We start from the raw sequence: 14,715 nt of genomic DNA, 5'->3' as shown, positions 1-14,715 counted from the left end.
AGCAGCTTGGTTGGGAAAGTCTGAACAGAGTTAGGTAATCTTTACCACGATTCGACCGCGGACCTGGCCGGCCAGGATTTGGGCTGCCGCCCCGATCAATTGATCCAAGCCGATTTCATGAGTGATTTCAGCTAGTTTTGCCTTGTTGAGATCGCTGGCGAGACGGCTCCAGGCGAGTTCGCGCCGTTCCAGCGGACACATCACCGAATCGATGCCGAGAAGGCACACCCCACGCAAAATAAACGGCGCGACCGAGGACGGCAGGTCCATGCCGGCGGCCAGGCCGCAGGCGGCGATGGCCCCGCCATACCGGGTCATCGACAAGATGTTGGCGAGTGTGGTCGAGCCAACGCTGTCGACCCCGCCCGCCCAGCGCTCTTTGGCCAGCGGCTTGGCTGGGCCGGAGAGCTCGGCGCGGTCGATCACCTCGGCAGCGCCCAGACCTTTCAGATAGTCGGATTCCGAAACCCGGCCGGTGGAGGCGATGACGTGGTAGCCGAGTTTCGAGAGCACGGCGATGGCGACCGAGCCGACGCCGCCGGCCGCGCCCGTGACCACGACCGGGCCGCTCCTGGGCGTCAGGCCGTGTTTCTCGAGCGCCAGCACTGACAGCATCGCGGTGTAACCGGCGGTGCCGATCGCCATCGCTTCGCGGGTCGAGATATCTGCCGGCAGCCGCACCAGCCAGTCGCCCTTGACGCGCGCCTTCTCGGCATAGGCGCCGAGATGGGTTTCGCCCATGCCCCAGCCATTGCAGACGACCTTGTCGCCGACCTTCCACTTCGGATGCGAGGATTGCGCCACGGTTCCCGCGAAGTCGATGCCGGCGATCATCGGAAAGCGCCGCACCACCGGGGCCTTGCCGGTCAGGGCCAGCCCGTCCTTGTAGTTGAGTGTCGACCACTCCACCGCGACGGTGACATCGCCTTCCATCAATTCGGCTTCGTCGAATTGAGTAAGCGCCGCTGTCGTGCCTTTTTCCGCCTTGTCGATCCTGATGGCCCTGAATGTTCCCACGATAAACTCTCCAAACTCTTGAATGTCGCTGGATGTTTACCGCATCAGGCGGGTTGCGCAACCGGACGCGCCACGGGCTGTTCGACGATCGGCAGGTTGATCAGCGCCGAAAGCACGCCGAACAAGATTGAAAGCCACCAGATCGGCGTGTAGGACCCGAACTGTTCGAACACGATGCCGCCGAGCCAAACCCCGAGAAAGCCGCCGATCTGGTGGCTGACAAAGGCAAAGCCGTACAGCGTCGCAAACCAGCGGGTGCCGAACATCAGCGCCACCAGCGCCGAAGTCGGCGGCACCGTCGAGAGCCAGGTCAGGCCGCTGACGGCGCCGAACACCAGTGCCGAGAAGGTCGTGATCGGGAAAGAGATGAACGCCACGATCGACAGTGCGCGGGTCAGATAGATGACCGAGAGAATATAGCGTTTCGGAAAATGGTTCTGCAGCCAACCGACGCCGAGCGAGCCGATGATGTTGAACAGGCCGATGGCGGCCACCACCCAGCCTCCGGTCTGCGACGAGACGCCTTGATCGGCGAGATAGGCCGGCAGATGCACCGTGATGAAGGCGAGCTGAAAGCCGCAGGTGAAGAAACCGAGCACCAGCAGCACATAAGACCGATGGCCAAACGCTTCCGCCAGCGCCGTCATGAACGACTGCTGGGCCTCGGCCGGGACACTCGCCGAGGTGGCCGGCGTCGCCGGCGGAGTTGCGAGCGCCAGCGAAAGCGGAACGATCAGCAGCATCAGCAGGGCGAATACCGTCAGCGCCGGCTGCCAGCCGAAATTGTCGATCATCGCCACGCCGAAGGGCGCGAACAGGAATTGCCCGAACGATCCGGCCGCCGTGCCGGCGCCGAGCGCGACGCCGCGCCTCTCCACCGGCAGCAGCTTGCTGAAAGCCGAAAGCACCAGGTTGAACGAGCAGCCGGAAAGACCAAAGCCGATCATGACGCCGGCGCCGAAATCGAGCGACAGCGGCGTCGCACCATAGCGCATGAGCAGCAGACCACCAGCGTACAATAGCGCGCCGACAATCATGACTCGCATGACACCAAACCGGTCGGCGATGGCGCCTGCGATCGGCTGGCCCAATCCCCACAACAGATTCTGCAGCGCCAGCGCAAGGCCGAAGACGTCGCGGCCCCAGGCGAACTCACGGCTCATCGGCTGGATGAAGAAGCCGAGGCTGGAGCGTGGTCCGAAGCTCAACAGCGCGATCGCGCACCCGCAGATGACAATCACCAGCGGCGTCCGCCAGGTGCCGAAGCCCGAGGATGGACGAAGGTTGCCGGTCGTCACAGACATGTCAGTTCCCCTGCAAGCAAATCAACCTGGCACGAGACTTAATGCATTTGCATGAAAAGCCCAAGAGCGCCTTGGTCAAAGTCCGGGCCGCAGGGCAGCCCTGCAAAATCGGCGAGTGCAATCAGGGCAATTAATTCAGGAAAGCGACCCCGCCACGCTGCTACCGCCGGGTGCTCGCCTGCTCGGCCGAGCTTTGCGCGGCTTCCGAAAGCCGGGCGGAGATCGCCGCAGTTTCGGCCGCCGTACCCCAGCTCGGCGCGTCGCTGCCGTCGCCCCAGGCGCGCGGCCGGTAGAAGGTGTGGACACCGAACTTGTACATCTTCCTCATTTCGCTGACCCAGGACGGGCGCACCCAATAGGCGTGGTAATGCGTCGACTTGTCGACTTCCGGCAGCCAGAGCTGGCCGTCCAGCATCGCCTTGGCGATCTTGCGGGCGCGGTCCCACATGTCAGGCTCTCGCACCACGTCGGCGTTGTTGTCGCAGGCGAACGTGAACTGGCACGCCAGATGACGATGCTTGTTCTGATAAACCACGCCGCACACCGTATCCGGATATTTTCCGGAGAAAGCGCGGTTCAGCACCACCTGCGCCACCGCGATCTGGCCGCGCACGGCTTCGCCGCGGGCCTCGAAATAGACCGCATCGGCCAGGCACTTCTCCGATCTGGCGCGCGACTTTTCGTCGAACAGGCCGAGGTGTTCGGCCGGCGTCTTGGCGCGCTGGTTGTCGGAGTTGACCTCGCCCTTCGGCGCGACGCTTTCACCCATCCGACCTACCCGCGCCGGCCCGTCGGCATCAGCCGGCAGCGCCGCTATCACCTTGATTTCGGGATCGGCAAGCGTGCCCGGCAGGACGATGACGGGTTCTTCCCCAGGCCGCCAACGCTCGATGCTTTCCGGCGAGCCGAGCGACGATCCGAAAAACAGGCTCGAAGTCTCGAAGGAGAATCCATCGCGCCGCGGCGCTGCCATCGGGGTCTCCGGCGCGGTGCCGAAACCATGATGCGGTCTGGCCTCGCGCGGCGGCGGCAGATCGAATCGCGCCAGCGGCGGCGCGCTGAGCGCGGCCTGAAGCTCGGGGTCGAGCGGCGCGCGCTCGATTGCCGGCGCTGCTTCGGCGGTCTTGGCGCCGGCGACCGATGAATTGGAGGTGGCGGGATCCTCGGTCACCGGCGCGCGCTCGGCCGGGCCCGCGGTTTCCGCCGGCGCAGGAATCGGCGCGACCACAAGGCGATCGCCCTTCAGCGTGCGATCGACCTTGGGAAAATCCGCGGCATGGTAGCGCGGCAGCGGCGCGATGAGCGGACCACGCGTCACCGAGCCGGTGACGTCGACGCCGTGATGGTCGAGGCTTGTCAGCCGGTAAGGTGCAGCCTGCGGCGAGAAAGTTCCGATCGGACGACCGAAACTGAAAGTCGCGACTTGAACGGTCGCCCCGGCGGAGAACACCCGCTTCTGCCAGCGCTCGGCAACGCCGGGCTGCCGGGCCAGCAGCGCCGCGATATCCTGGTGTCCGATCTCGGTCGGCATCAATGCGAAGACGCAAAGACCGAGTCCGAAGGACGCGATTCGCGCGCCCTTCGGCTGGTTACGCAACACAAACATCGATACGCTCACGCAACACTTACACGATCGAATGTCAGTACATCCGTGCAATTCGACCTGTTTTGTTGGTATAGAATTTAGGTTGCCGGCGGGTTAATCGGCATGGCCTGCGTGTTACACGCAAGATAACGCGCGATCTTTGCCCGGTCGCATGCGAAGTCTTGGTAAACAGGCGCTCGACGAAAGTGGTAAACATCCCGTCAACGAGGACAATGAAGGAACTTCGATGCGCGAAAACATGCGCACGTCATTCCGGGGCGATGCGAAGCATCGAACTACGGTGCGCAATTGCGCACCTGGGGTCTGGTGCTTCGCACCATCCCGGAATGGCGCCATCAATTTGTTGTCCCGCAACCCTACGCGCCGCACAAATAAAAATGGCCGAGAAAGCATCTCGGCCATTTCAATTTTGACATCGGTTACGACCTACGCCTGGCTTGCCACCTTCTTGCCAAGCGCGGCCTGCGCCGCGGCAAGGCGGGCGATCGGCACGCGATAGGGCGAGCACGAGACGTAGTCGAGCCCGATCTCGTGGCAGAACGCCACCGATGCCGGGTCGCCGCCATGCTCGCCGCAAATGCCGACCTTGAGGTTGGGCCGCGTCTTGCGGCCGCGCGCGACGCCGATCTTCACGAGTTCGCCGACGCCGTCGCGGTCGACCGAGATGAACGGGTCGATCTCGAGAATTCCCTTCGCCACATAGGTGCCGAGGAAGCTCGCGGCGTCGTCACGGCTGATGCCATAGGTGGTCTGGGTGAGGTCGTTGGTGCCGAACGAGAAGAACTCGGCGGTGCGGGCGATGTCGCCGGCCATCAGGCAGGCGCGCGGCAGTTCGATCATGGTGCCAACCTGATAGGCCAGCTTCTTGCCGGTCTCCTTGAACACCGACTGTGCGGTGGCGTCGATCCGCGCCTTGACGAGGTCGAATTCGGCCTTGGTGGCGATCAGCGGAACCATCACCTCGAGGCCGACAGCCTTGCCGGTACGCCGTTCGGCTTCGATTGCGGCCTCGAAGATCGCGCGCGCCTGCATCTCCGCGATTTCCGGGTAGGCGATGGCGAGGCGACAGCCGCGGAAGCCCAGCATCGGGTTGAACTCGGCGAGGTCACGGGCGCGGTCGGCGAGCCGGCGCGGGTCGGTGTTCATCGCCCGCGCGACTTCCTCGATCTCGGCCTGGGTGTGCGGCAGGAACTCGTGCAAGGGCGGGTCGAGGAGGCGGATCGTGACCGGCAGGCCCTTCATGATCTCGAACAGTTCGACGAAATCCGCGCGCTGCATCGGCAGCAGCTTCGACAGCGCCGCACGGCGCGACTGTTCGTCTTCGGACAGGATCATCTCGCGCACGGTGCGGATCCGGGTCTCCTCGAAGAACATGTGCTCGGTGCGGCACAGCCCGATGCCCTCGGCGCCGAACTTGACCGCGGTGCGCGCGTCATCGGGCGTGTCGCCGTTGACGCGAACGCCGAGCTTGCGGACCGAATCGGCCCAGCCCATCAGCGTGCCGAATTCGCCCGACAGCTTCGGCTCGATCATCGGCATCCGGCCGGCCAGCACCTGGCCGAGCGAGCCGTCGATGGTGATGACGTCGCCGGTCTTGAAGGTGCGCGAGCCGATGCTCATGGTGCCGCGGCCGTAATCGACACGAACGGCGCCGCAACCGGAAACGCAGGGCTTGCCCATGCCGCGCGCGACCACCGCAGCATGCGAGGTCATGCCGCCGCGGGTGGTGAGGATGCCCTCGGCGGCGTGCATGCCGTGAATGTCTTCCGGGCTGGTCTCGATCCGGACCAGGATCACATTGCGGCCGTCGGCCTGCAGCTTGGCCGCCTCGTCGGACGAGAACACGATCTCGCCGGAGGCGGCTCCGGGCGACGCCGGCAGGCCGGTCGCGATCACGTCGCGCTTGGCCGCGGGATCGATGGTCGGATGCAGCAGTTGATCCAGCGAAGCCGGATCGATCCGCATCACCGCGTCCTTTTTCGAGATCAGGCCCTCGTTGGCGAGTTCGACCGCGATGCGCAGCGCGGCCTTGGCGGTGCGCTTGCCGCCGCGGGTCTGCAGCATCCACAATTTGCCCTGCTCGACCGTGAACTCCATGTCCTGCATGTCGCGGTAGTGCTTTTCGAGCAGCGTGTAGAACCGCGTCAGTTCCTTGAAAGCTTCCGGCATCGCGGTTTCCATCGACGGCTTGTCGGAGCCGGATTCCTTGCGCGCGGCTTCGGTGATGTCCTGCGGCGTGCGGATGCCCGCCACCACGTCCTCGCCCTGGGCGTTGATCAGGAACTCGCCATACAGCTTGCTCTCGCCGGTGGAAGGATTGCGCGTGAACGCCACGCCGGTCGCAGAGGTCTCGCCCATGTTGCCGAACACCATGGCCTGGACATTGACCGCGGTGCCCCAGGATTCCGGAATGTCGTGCAGCCGGCGGTAGGTCACCGCGCGCGCATTCATCCAGGACGAAAACACCGCGCCGATCGCGCCCCATAATTGCTGGTGCGGATCCTGCGGAAATTCCTTGCCGGTTTCGCGCGCCACCGCTTCCTTGTACCTGCCGACCAGTTCGACCCAGTCATCGCCGGTGAGATCAGTGTCCAGCGTATAGGCCTGGCTGTCCTTGAAGGTGTCGAGGATGTCCTCGAAATGGTGATGCTCGAAGCCGAGCACCACGTCCGAATACATGGTGATGAAGCGGCGATAGCTGTCATAGGCGAAGCGGCGGTCGCCGGACAATTCGGCGAGCGCTTCGACGGTCCGGTCGTTGAGGCCGAGATTGAGCACGGTGTCCATCATGCCCGGCATCGAGGCGCGGCCGCCTGAACGCACCGACACCAGCAGCGGGTTCTTGGAATCGCCGAACGCCTTGCCGGTCAGGCGTCCGACATGGTCGAGCGCCTTTTCGACCTGCGCCTTCAGCGCCGGGGGATAGGATTTGTCGTGCGCGTAGAAGTACGTGCAAACCGAAGTCGGAATGGTGAAGCCGGGCGGCACCGGCAGGCCGAGATTGGCCATTTCGGCAAGGTTGGCGCCCTTGCCGCCGAGCAGGTCACGCAGGCCCGCCTTGCCCTCCGCCTTGCCGTCGCCGAACGTATAGACCCATTTGCCGGACTTTCCGCCGGCCGCGGCATTCTTGCTTGCCGGGACCTTCTTGCCTGCCTTGGGAAAGATTTTGACATTCGCCTTCGACGGAGCCTGCTTCAGCGGCTTGCGCGCCGGCGGCGCGGCGACTGCCTTGGATCGCGTCGATGATTTTGATTTCGCTGCGGATTTCACTGCAATCTTCCTGGACTTCGCGACGGCTTTGGCCATGAACTGAACAATCCGAAAAAGGGAACAGATGCGCGCCTTACACCACTTTGGGGGGGCCCGCGCAAGCCGCGAAACCCCGGTTTGCGGCGCCAAGCCCTTTCCGTTTCGACTGGGTCGAAACCGCCGCCAGGGTCTTGTTTTGATGTGCTTTCCTCACGCCGATCTCCACGCGTTCGAAAACACCCTAGAACCGAAACATCTTGAACACGCCGAGGCCAACCAGACCGACAAAGATCAGATAGATGGCGACGATGTAGTTCAACAGCCGCGGCATGATCAGGATCAGTATGCCGGCTAACAAAGCGACGATGGCGGGAAGTTGCGCAGCGGTGATGGTCATTGAAATCTCCGGCTGAGGGACGGATCGAATCGAACAACGCAACATACCCGCTGGCGTAGTTCCCGAATAGCAAGACGCGCCTGATATCATCGGGTTCCAAGCCCCGCAAAAATTCCCCGCAAATGCCCCGGATGAGGCCAGCGATTTCCGGAACAATGGTCGGCGCGATGAATTGGGCAGGACCGCAGCGTTTTCCGGCGAAACGGATTGACGGTTCGCCAAAGCAAAGAAAGCGCATCAAGAGCAAACCCTCGCAAATGGAGTTGACCATGCGAACCAGCATATTGGTCGTTGCAGCAGTCGTCGGAACCCTCGCCGCGCCGATCGCGGCGCAGGCGCAGAGCACCATCACAACAGGTGTCGTCGGCGGCAATACGGTGGTGATCGGCGAGTACGACGGCATCGCGGTCGATCGGCGACCCGCCTTCCGTGAGTATATCGTCCGCGAACGGGTACCCAATTATACGATTTCGGAGCGCGTGGTTGTCGGCGGGGTGCTGCCTGAAGCCGGCGTCACCTTTTACGACGTGCCGCAATCGTTCGGGGCGACCCCCTATCGCTATACGGTCGTGAACGGGCAGACCGTGCTGGTGGAGCCGCGCTCGCGTCGAATCGTTCAGGTGGTTGACTAACCCCGGCAGCCTGAACGGTCCATCCTGACGCCGCGCCAACGGAATGCGCATGATGCGTCGGGATACGAAGGCCCCGCCCGTCCCCCCGGGCGGGGTTTTCATTATTCCCTGATTTCGAGGCCCGGTTTCTTGACCACGAGGCGATGTATCTTTTTCCCCGATGAGGCGCTCACGACCTCCTCATCGAGCAACACCGTCGCTTCCTTCAGTTCCGCCAGGACCAGGGCAGCATCGAACGCCGCATAAAGCCGGCCATGTTCGTCACGGTGATCGGCGCTGTCGGTGACGCGCCAGCTCAGGTACAGGATACCGCTGGGCTTGACGACATCGAACAAGCGACGAACTGCGGGCCTGATCTGTTTGCGGTCGAGATGCATGATCACGGTTTCGCACAGCACGTTGTCGTAGGTGCCGAGGCCGCGCAGTTCGGGCAGTTCCGCCTGCGTGAATTTGAAACCGGGGTAGCGCTGCCGCGCCTCTTTGAGCAGTCCTTCGGAAGCATCGAAGCCGACGGCCGCAAAGCCATTGGCATTGAGCCAGGCGACCTCGCGGCCGCTGCCACAGCCGATATCGGCCGAGGTTCCGCCGCGGACAAAAAACCGTTCGACGACTTCCTGCAGATCGACCGGAGCCGGCTGGTCGTGCCACTCTTTTGCAAACGCCGCCGCATTCTGGTCGTAGGCGGCGAGCGTCTGTCGATCCATCGTCTAGCCTTCGATCTTCGAAAAATCCGCGACCGCGCGGGTGGCCGCGCGGATTTCGTTCAGCAACCTTAGTCGATTCTCCCGCACCCGGGGTTCATCGTCATTGACCTTGACCTTGTCGAAGAACGCATCCACCGCCGGGCGAAGCTTTGCCATCGCGCCCATCGCGCCGGCGAAATCCTCCTTGGCCACCGCAGCGGAGGCCTCGCCCCTGGCCTGGCCGATCGCCTTGGCCAGCGCCTTTTCCTCCGGAAGTTTATAGAGCCCGGCGTCCGGCGCCCCGTCGAAGGCGCGCTTGTCCTTCTTCTCCTCGATGGAAAGGATATTGGACGCCCGCTTGGTCCCGGCAAGCAGGTTCTTGCCGTCGTCGGTGTCGAGGAACTTGCCGAGCGCCTCGACGCGGCGGACCACCATCAGCAGATCGTCCTGGCCGCCGAGCGCGAAGACGGCATCGACGAGATCGTGTCGCGCGCCCTGCTCGCGGAGCTGAACCTTCAGGCGGTCGGCGAAGAAGGAGAGCAGTTGAGAAATGAGGGCAGCGTCATTGCTCACAAGACTTTGCAGTGATTCCACAACTCCCCTGTCGCGCTGCTTCTGGGACAATGGGCTGTTTGGATCATATCCCCAAATCCATCGACTTCCGTTGTCGTCAAGTGGGGCCAGACCGTCGATTGCTTTCAGAACAATCTTCTCCAGATGAATTCTGTGCTTATTCTCGACAACCAATCTGATGACGCCCAGCGCCGCTCGCCGCAACGCATACGGGTCCTTGCTCCCCGTGGGCTTTTCATCAATCGCCCAGAAGCCGACCAGCGTATCGATCTTGTCCGCCAGCGACACCGCCACGCTCACCGGATCGGTCGGCACGCGATCAGTCGGCCCTTGCGGCTTGTAGTGCTCCTCGCTCGCTGCGGCGACGGCGGCATCCTCGCCCTGCGCCAGCGCGTAGTATTTTCCCATCAGGCCCTGCAGTTCCGGGAATTCTCCGACGACCTCGGTCAGCAGATCGGCCTTCGCCAGATGCGCCGCGCGCTTCGCCTTTTCGGTATCGGCGCCGACCATTGGAGCGATTTGCGCAGCCAGCTCCGCGATCCGTTGAATCCGCTCGGCCTGCGTGCCGAGCTTCTCGTGAAACACGATTCCGTCGAACTTCGGCAACCGCGCTTCGAGCTTCGTCTTCAGGTCGGTCTCATAGAAGAACTTCGCGTCGCTGAGCCGGGCGCGGATGACGCGCTCGTTGCCGGCGACGATGGCCTTGCCGCCGTCGCTGGCCTCGATGTTGGCGGTGAGGATGAACTTGTTGGTGAGCTGTCCCGTTTTGGGGTCGCGGACCACAAAGCATTTCTGGTTGTTGCGGATGGTGGCGCGGATCACCTCGTCCGGTATCGACAGATATTCCTTTTCGAACGAGCCCATCAGCGCGACCGGCCACTCGACAAGGCCCGCCACCTCGTCGGCCAGCACCTGGTCTTCCACCAGCTCAAAGCCCTGCGCGAATGCCAGTTCGTTGGCGTCCGCGAGGATGATGTCCCTGCGCGCCTGCGCGTCGAGCACGACTTTGGCCGCCTTCAGCTTTGCCTCGTAATCCCCAAAGCGGCGCACCGAGATCGCCGCCGGCGCCATGAAGCGGTGGCCGCAGGTGGTCTGCCCGGCCTCGATGCCATCGACGGAAAACTTCACCACGTCGGGCTGCTCGGTCTCCAGACCGAAGGTGGCGATGATCGAATGCAGCGGCCGCACCCAACTCAGCGATCCCGGCTTGGCCGAACGCTCGCCCCAGCGCATCGATTTCGGCCAGGGAAAAGTGCGGATGATGACCGGCAGGATTTCCGCGAGCACGTCGATCGCATCGCGCCCAGGCTTTTCGATCAGCGCGACATAGAAATCGCCCTTCGGGTCGCGTTGGATCGTCGCCTCGTCGAGCGATTTGAGGCCGGTCGCTCGCAAGAAACCCTGCACGGCCGCATCGGCGGCGCCGAGCTTCGGTCCGCGGCGCTCGGTCTTCAGATCGGATTGCCGCGCCGGAATGCCGTGTACGGTCAGCGCCAGCCGCCGCGGGGTGGCGAAGGCCTTGGCGCCCTCATAGACCAGGCCCTCGGCGACGAGCTTGTCGGTGACCATGCGGCGCAGGTCGTCCGCCGCCTTTGCCTGCATCCGCGCAGGGATTTCCTCGGAGAACAGCTCCAGCAAGAGGTCAGGCATCAGTCCGCCCTGCCCGCTTCGGTGTGAATCCAGGCCTCGCCGCAGGCTTTCGCGAGATCGCGCACCCGCATGATGTAGCTTTGCCGCTCGGTCACCGAGATCACGCCGCGGGCATCCAGCAGATTGAAGACGTGGCTGGCCTTGATGCACTGGTCATAGGCCGGCAGCGCCATCAGATGCGCCTCGCGCTTGCCGTCCTTCCAGCCGGCGTCGAGATATTTCCGGCAGGCTTCTTCGGCCATGGTGAATTGCCGGAACAGCATCTCGGAATCGGAATGCTCGAAATTGTGCCGGGAATATTCCTGCTCGGCCTGCAGGAACACGTCGCCATAGCTGACGCGCGCGCTGCCGTCGCGGCCGTTGAAGTTGAGATCGTAGACGCGGTCGACGCCCTGCACATACATCGCCAGGCGCTCGAGCCCGTAGGTAAGCTCGCCGGCGACGGGCGCGCATTCGACGCCCGCGACCTGCTGGAAATAGGTGAACTGGCTGACTTCCATCCCGTCGCACCAGCACTCCCAGCCCAGCCCCCAGGCGCCCAGCGTCGGGCTTTCCCAATCGTCCTCGACAAAGCGGATGTCGTGCAGGCCGGAATCGATGCCGATGGCGGCGAGCGATTTCAGATAGAGGTCCTGCAGGTCAGGCGGCGACGGCTTCATGATGACCTGAAACTGGTAGTAGTGCTGCAGCCGGTTGGGGTTTTCGCCGTATCGTCCGTCCTTCGGCCGCCGCGAGGGCTGCACATAGGCCGCATTCCAGGGTTTCGGGCCGAGGGCGCGCAATGTGGTCGCGGGGTGGAAGGTGCCGGCGCCCATTTCCATGTCATAGGGCTGCAGGATCACGCAGCTCTGCTCGGCCCAGAACCGCTGCAGGGCGAGGATGAAGCCCTGGAATGAACGCTCCGGGTGCATATGGGCAGGAAGTGCGTCCATCGGCAGAATCAGTCTCGCGAGGGGATTTTGAGCGCGCGGGACCGTATCGGCGTGGAAGCGGGGAATCAAGGCGATGGCGGGGCGTCCTCCTCATGGTGAGGAGCGCGGCGCCGCCACGCGTCTCGAACACGAGGCCCCGATCTTGCGGCATCCTTCGGGACGCGGGCTGGCGCCCGCCTCTGGATGAGGACTGGAAGGTTCAACCCGGCCGATACGCGCCAGTGACGGGGTCGCGCCTCAGGGTTGGAATCTCGCTCGCGCGGGCGGCCTCGGCCACGCGTTCCCTGCGCGCCTCTTCCAGTTCCCGGTTGACGCGGACAGCAGTTTTGTAGGCCCAGCGGAACACAGCGAGCCCGCCCAAGGTGCCTGCGAATGCGATCAGCGGTGGCATCGGTCGATCCTTGTCGTTCACGTAGCCGTCCCAACTGGTATTGTCGCCCAAGCCGGCCTGCGCCGCAATTCCGCTTTTGGGACCAGGCGCGGCCCGATTAACTGAAGTTGGCCCCTAGAACCCGAATTTGGCCCAGATCGCCCGGGTTTCCAGCGCGGAAATCAGTTCGTCCGGCCATCCCGCGATACCATCCAGGGCGGCCAGCGAACCCGCCCCCGGCGACTTGCGGCCGAGCAGCCCGGCCAACATGCCGCTCGCGGGCGCAATCACGGGCGTGCGCACCTCTTCGCCAAAGCGTTGACGCAAGGTCGAACGGAGATCACCGATCCCGTCCGCCAGCCCCAGCGAAACCGAGGTTTCGCCTGCCCAATATTCGCCCGTGAACAGCACGCCGTCGGCGCCCTTGAGGCGCGCGCCGCGGCTTTGCCTGACCAGCGCGATGAAGATGGCGTGGATTTCGCGCTGCAGCGCCTTGACGCGCGCGACGTCATCGGGGTTTTCGGGCAGGAACGGATCGAGCATCGCCTTGTGCTCGCCCGCCGTATAAAGCCGCCGCTCGACGCCGATTTTCCGGATCAGTTCCTGAAAACCGAAACTGCCGCCGACCACGCCGATCGAACCCAGGATCGATGACGGATCGCAGAAAATCTCGTCACCCGCGCAGGCGAGCATGTAGCCGCCCGAAGCCGCGACGTCCTCGACGAACACCAGCACCGGCAATTTCTTTTCCGCGGCGAGCTGCCTGATCCGCAGATAGATCTGGCGCGACTGCACCGGCGAGCCGCCGGGCGAATTGATCACCAGCGCCACGGCCCTGGCATGCCTGGTGGCAAAGGCGCGCTCCAGCGTCCTGGCGATCCCGGCCAGCGTCAGACCCGGCCGCAACGGCGTCACCGCGCCGATCACGCCGGATAACCGCACCACCGGCACCACGGCCGCCCCACGCCGGAACCGCGCCGGCATCCATTTTTTCAGCCTGTCGATGACGCCCGCGAGCCCCGCGCGCTCGCTCACTTGCTCATTCATGCCGATACCTTGGTTAACCCTTCTTTATCACCTCGATGTCATTGCAAGGGCCGGAGCGCAAGGACCGGAGCGGGACTTGGCTGTCGCGGCCGCGATGATCGGGAGAGAGTGCATGAAAATCTATCTGCTGGTAATGCTCATCGGCAGTCTTTTGACCGCGATTCACTTCACCTCGACGCCAAAACGGCAATCGGAAACAATCCCGCAGTAGCCGCGTTATGGCGCTCGCTCACGCTCTGGCCAGCGGCAAGCTTGCCTTTCCCGCGAGAATATCCTGCACGCCTTTGTTGGGCATGCCCGCCTCATTATTGAGCATCAGGCCGGCATGGATTTGCGTTGGCCCGCGACCGCCCTTGATGGCGCGAAGCAGGATGCGGTTCGCTGGCGCCCTCGCGTCGCCGTGAACGGGCAGTATCTCAAGGCTCCCGAAACCGTGATCGAGCGCCGTCAGCACGTCGGCGATGCCGTCGGCGCGCCAGATCGCCGTCAGCACGGCCCTGGGCTTGAGCAGGCGACGCGCCGCATGCACCCAACCCGACAGCGTCGTCGCGGTCGCCACATGCGCAACGCTACGTGCGCTGTCGGGCGATATCCGATGCCGCGCGGGATCGTTGAAGGGCGGATTCATCAAGACCGCATCGAAACTGTCGGGAACGAGCCCGGCAGCCGCGAAGGCGGCCGCGCCAGCCTCGACATCGAGCACGACGACCTCCGCCGCGATCGCGTTGGCCGCGGCGTTTGCGCGCGCCAGGGCCGCCAGTGCGGGATCGATCTCGACCAGCACCAGATCGATGCCGGCGACGCGCCTTGCGACCGCCAGGCCGGCGGCCCCGACGCCGGCGCCGAGATCGGCCACGCGATCCCCTGAACCGGCAGATGTCGCGGCCGCAAGCAGCATCGCGTCGTGGCCGGCGCGGTGACCCGATCTCAGCTGGCGCAGGCGCAATTGCCCACCGAGAAACGCATCCTCGGTAAGGTCGTCGGCGGGATCAGTCATCGGCCCGCAATTCGTGGGCGAGCCCAGCATCGGTCAGCAACTGGCGGGCTTCGAGGTTGTCGTCCTCATGGACCAGGATACGGCGCGGCAGGACGCCAAGCGATCCCTCGATGACGCTCATGTTCTGGTCCAGCACCAGATGATGAATATTGGCGCCGTCGAGCAGCGCGCCGACCGCGGAAACCAGCACGATATCGTTGGTCCGAACCAATTCCCGCAATTTACGCTCCCTGTCGCAGGGTTGTGAAAGCGATAGGT

Annotated in this window: 13 protein-coding genes; 1 reads left to right on the top strand and 12 read right to left on the bottom strand. The window is 64.0% G+C overall.

Annotated features, from left to right (window positions below; all coding sequences use genetic code 11):
• Positions 1–30 precede the first annotated feature (30 nt).
• The 5 genes from Q0D31_RS11965 to Q0D31_RS11945 all read right to left on the bottom strand — a co-directional run bounded on the left by Q0D31_RS11965 (position 31) and on the right by Q0D31_RS11945 (position 7,573).
• The gene (locus Q0D31_RS11965) at positions 31–1,017 is read right to left on the bottom strand and encodes an MDR family oxidoreductase (protein ID WP_291850406.1); all 987 of its coding nucleotides are present in this window, start codon (positions 1,015–1,017) and stop codon (positions 31–33) included.
• A 44-nt stretch (positions 1,018–1,061) separates the two neighbouring features.
• Complete coding sequence (locus Q0D31_RS11960; protein ID WP_291850404.1) at positions 1,062–2,321, bottom strand: MFS transporter; 1,260 nt, start codon at positions 2,319–2,321, stop codon at positions 1,062–1,064.
• Between the two features lie 160 nt (positions 2,322–2,481).
• The gene (locus Q0D31_RS11955; protein WP_291850401.1) at positions 2,482–3,927 is read right to left on the bottom strand and encodes a cell wall hydrolase; all 1,446 of its coding nucleotides are present in this window, start codon (positions 3,925–3,927) and stop codon (positions 2,482–2,484) included.
• Positions 3,928–4,353: 426 nt separating this feature from the next.
• Positions 4,354–7,233 carry a pyruvate, phosphate dikinase gene (ppdK, locus tag Q0D31_RS11950; RefSeq protein WP_291850399.1) on the bottom strand — a complete coding sequence of 960 codons (2,880 nt, stop codon included), beginning with the start codon at positions 7,231–7,233 and terminating at the stop codon, positions 4,354–4,356.
• 184 nt (positions 7,234–7,417) lie between these two features.
• Positions 7,418–7,573 carry a DUF3096 domain-containing protein gene (locus tag Q0D31_RS11945; RefSeq protein WP_291850396.1) on the bottom strand — a complete coding sequence of 52 codons (156 nt, stop codon included), beginning with the start codon at positions 7,571–7,573 and terminating at the stop codon, positions 7,418–7,420.
• Positions 7,574–7,842: 269 nt separating this feature from the next.
• On the opposite strand from Q0D31_RS11945, the gene Q0D31_RS11940 reads away from it, so the two are divergent.
• On the top strand, positions 7,843–8,205 hold the full coding sequence (locus tag Q0D31_RS11940; RefSeq protein WP_291850672.1) for a DUF1236 domain-containing protein: 363 nt from the start codon (positions 7,843–7,845) through the stop codon (positions 8,203–8,205).
• Positions 8,206–8,306: 101 nt separating this feature from the next.
• Here Q0D31_RS11940 and Q0D31_RS11935 read toward each other — a convergent pair whose 3' ends face one another.
• From Q0D31_RS11935 to Q0D31_RS11905, 7 genes are all read right to left on the bottom strand, one after another.
• Positions 8,307–8,909 (bottom strand): class I SAM-dependent methyltransferase, encoded by a 603-nt coding sequence (locus Q0D31_RS11935; protein WP_291850392.1) that lies wholly within the window; start codon positions 8,907–8,909, stop codon positions 8,307–8,309.
• A 3-nt stretch (positions 8,910–8,912) separates the two neighbouring features.
• A complete protein-coding gene (gene glyS / locus Q0D31_RS11930) occupies positions 8,913–11,111 on the bottom strand; it encodes a glycine--tRNA ligase subunit beta (protein ID WP_291850389.1) in 2,199 nt (732 codons plus the stop codon).
• Positions 11,111–12,043: a glycine--tRNA ligase subunit alpha gene (locus tag Q0D31_RS11925; protein ID WP_291850386.1), complete on the bottom strand. Its 933-nt coding sequence runs from the start codon at positions 12,041–12,043 to the stop codon at positions 11,111–11,113. The genes glyS and Q0D31_RS11925 overlap by 1 nt, the downstream gene beginning before the upstream one ends.
• Before the next feature lie 199 nt (positions 12,044–12,242).
• Complete coding sequence (locus Q0D31_RS11920; RefSeq protein WP_291850670.1) at positions 12,243–12,434, bottom strand: hypothetical protein; 192 nt, start codon at positions 12,432–12,434, stop codon at positions 12,243–12,245.
• Between the two features lie 114 nt (positions 12,435–12,548).
• Entirely contained in the window at positions 12,549–13,460 is a 912-nt protein-coding gene (locus Q0D31_RS11915; RefSeq protein ID WP_291850383.1) for a S49 family peptidase, read from the bottom strand.
• A gap of 229 nt (positions 13,461–13,689) precedes the next feature.
• Positions 13,690–14,457: a methyltransferase gene (locus tag Q0D31_RS11910; protein ID WP_291850380.1), complete on the bottom strand. Its 768-nt coding sequence runs from the start codon at positions 14,455–14,457 to the stop codon at positions 13,690–13,692.
• The gene (locus Q0D31_RS11905; protein WP_291850377.1) at positions 14,450–14,677 is read right to left on the bottom strand and encodes a DUF2007 domain-containing protein; all 228 of its coding nucleotides are present in this window, start codon (positions 14,675–14,677) and stop codon (positions 14,450–14,452) included. Before Q0D31_RS11905 ends, Q0D31_RS11910 begins: the two co-directional genes overlap by 8 nt.
• Positions 14,678–14,715 lie beyond the last annotated feature (38 nt).

It is taken from the genome of Bradyrhizobium sp., from assembly GCF_022844465.1.
Lineage (GTDB): Bacteria > Pseudomonadota > Alphaproteobacteria > Rhizobiales > Xanthobacteraceae > Bradyrhizobium.
Note: the sequence above shows the minus strand (reverse complement) of the source record. Positions and strands in the feature narration are given on the sequence as shown.

Coding starts and splice junctions, on each gene's coding strand:
- Q0D31_RS11915 (WP_291850383.1), bottom strand. CDS start 13,460: ATGAATGAGCAAGTGAGCGAGCGCGCGGGGCTCGCGGGCGTCATCGAC.
- Q0D31_RS11955 (WP_291850401.1), bottom strand. CDS start 3,927: ATGTTTGTGTTGCGTAACCAGCCGAAGGGCGCGCGAATCGCGTCCTTC.
- Q0D31_RS11935 (WP_291850392.1), bottom strand. CDS start 8,909: ATGGATCGACAGACGCTCGCCGCCTACGACCAGAATGCGGCGGCGTTT.
- ppdK (WP_291850399.1), bottom strand. CDS start 7,233: ATGGCCAAAGCCGTCGCGAAGTCCAGGAAGATTGCAGTGAAATCCGCA.
- Q0D31_RS11945 (WP_291850396.1), bottom strand. CDS start 7,573: ATGACCATCACCGCTGCGCAACTTCCCGCCATCGTCGCTTTGTTAGCC.
- glyS (WP_291850389.1), bottom strand. CDS start 11,111: ATGCCTGACCTCTTGCTGGAGCTGTTCTCCGAGGAAATCCCTGCGCGG.
- Q0D31_RS11960 (WP_291850404.1), bottom strand. CDS start 2,321: ATGTCTGTGACGACCGGCAACCTTCGTCCATCCTCGGGCTTCGGCACC.
- Q0D31_RS11920 (WP_291850670.1), bottom strand. CDS start 12,434: ATGCCACCGCTGATCGCATTCGCAGGCACCTTGGGCGGGCTCGCTGTG.
- Q0D31_RS11910 (WP_291850380.1), bottom strand. CDS start 14,457: ATGACTGATCCCGCCGACGACCTTACCGAGGATGCGTTTCTCGGTGGG.
- Q0D31_RS11940 (WP_291850672.1), top strand. CDS start 7,843: ATGCGAACCAGCATATTGGTCGTTGCAGCAGTCGTCGGAACCCTCGCC.
- Q0D31_RS11925 (WP_291850386.1), bottom strand. CDS start 12,043: ATGGACGCACTTCCTGCCCATATGCACCCGGAGCGTTCATTCCAGGGC.